This is a genomic window from Achromobacter semiaridum, from assembly GCF_053543755.1.
The window spans coordinates 29,342-31,217 of sequence record NZ_JBLVOL010000064.1; the positions used below are offsets into that span (position 1 = coordinate 29,342).

The following is a 1,876-nucleotide window of genomic DNA, read 5'->3' on the forward strand; positions in this document are numbered from 1 at the left end:
GGCCGCGCCAGCCCCGTCGTTTGTCTTTATGGCAAAGGCGTTGCCAAGGGATATGCCATCGGCCGCGCGGTCGTCATGGGCGCCGCGGCGCTGGAAGTGGCGCACTATCGGATCTCTCCCGAAGACGTGCCCGCCGAAAGCAGCCGCCTGACCGAGGCCCTGGCATCAGCGCAGCACGAGCTGCGGCAGTTGGCAGACACTTTGCCCGCCGATGCGCCACGTGAGCTGGGTGCCATGCTGAACGTGCACAGCTTGCTCTTGGGTGACCCCTTGCTGGCCGAGCAAACGCTGGGCCTGATCGCTGAACGCCACTACAACGCCGAATGGGCGCTGACCACGCAAGGCCAGATGCTGGGCCAGCAGTTCGACGCCATGGAAGACGAGTACCTGCGCGAGCGCGGGGCCGACGTACGCCAGGTCATCGAGCGTGTGCTGCATGTGCTTGCCGGCACGTCCGCCATCCTGCCCGACATGTCCCACATGGGCGGGGACGACGCGCTGGTGGTTGTGGCGCACGACATTTCTCCGGCGGACATGCTGCGTTTGCGCGGCGGCCGCTTCGCGGCTTTCGTGACCGACCTGGGCGGCCCCACGTCCCATACCGCCATCGTGGCGCGCAGCATGGGCGTGCCGGCCGTGGTCGCCATGGGCAACGTGCGCGAACTGGTGCGCGATGGCGACATGCTCATCATCGACGGCGCGGCCGGCGCGGTGGTGGTCAATCCGTCTGACCGCATTCTTCAGGAATACCGCCGCCGCCAGGCCGTGTACGCCGATGAGCGCGCCGAACTGGGCCTGCTGCGCGACGAGCCCTCCGTCACGCTTGACGGCATCGACGTCGTCTTGCACGCCAATATCGAACTGCCTGAAGAGGCCGCGCTGGCGCTGGCTTCGGGCGCGCATGGCATCGGCCTGTTCCGCAGCGAATTCCTGTTCATGGGCCGGCCGGACCTGCCCGGCGAAGAAGAGCAATACGAAGCCTATTCATCGGTGGTCAAGGTCATGGCGGGCAGACCCGTCACGATCCGTACGCTGGACATCGGGTCGGACAAGACCCTGGACGGCGAAGCCACCGTGGCTACCAATCCTGCGTTGGGGCAGCGCGCTATCCGCTACTGCCTGGCGCGTCCGGAAATGTTCGCGACGCAGCTGCGCGCCATCTTGCGGGCATCGGCACACGGCCCGGTGCGATTGCTGATCCCCATGATTGCGCACATGCACGAAGTGGTGGCCACCAAGGCTGCCATCGAATCCGCCCGCCGCGAACTTGATGCGCGCGGCCAGGCGTATGCGCCGCATATGGAAGTGGGCGCAATGGTCGAGGTGCCCGCCATCGCGATCGCCATCGAGCCCTTCGCGCAGGCGCTGGATTTCCTGTCTATCGGCACCAACGACCTGATCCAGTACACATTGGCCATTGACCGCGGCGACCACGATGTGGCTGCACTGTACGACCCGCTGCATCCCGCCGTGTTGCGCCTGGTGGCCAACACCATCAACGCGGGCGAGCGCGCCGGCAAGCCGGTAGCGGTGTGCGGCGAAATGGCAGGCGATTCACGCATGACGCGCCTGCTGCTGGGCCTGGGCCTGACAGAGTTTTCCATGCACCCGCAGCAACTGCTGGACGTCAAGCGCGAGGTGCGACGCGCGCATTCGAACGCTTTGCGCATCAAGGTAGCTACCGCCCTAAACCGCGCCTTGCCTGTCGACCTGGACGCGCTGGACCCGGCCTGAATCGGCCGGCTGAATTTGCCTGTATTGGCCCGTGTATTGGCCCGTGTATAGGCCCGTGTATAGGCCATTCCGAACCTGCCAGACGCTGAATGCCCCTGAATGGGGCGTTTTTGTTTGCTTTTGGATCTGGAATCGCCAATGA

The 1,876-nt window shown here is 65.4% G+C and carries 1 protein-coding gene; it reads left to right on the top strand.

What is annotated here, in order from left to right; all coding sequences use genetic code 11:
• Window positions 1–75: 75 nt before the first annotated feature.
• Window positions 76–1,734, top strand: coding sequence for a phosphoenolpyruvate--protein phosphotransferase (gene ptsP / locus ACNPP0_RS17750; RefSeq protein WP_448706615.1), 1,659 nt, complete (start codon window positions 76–78; stop codon window positions 1,732–1,734).
• The last annotated feature ends 142 nt before the right edge of the window (window positions 1,735–1,876 follow it).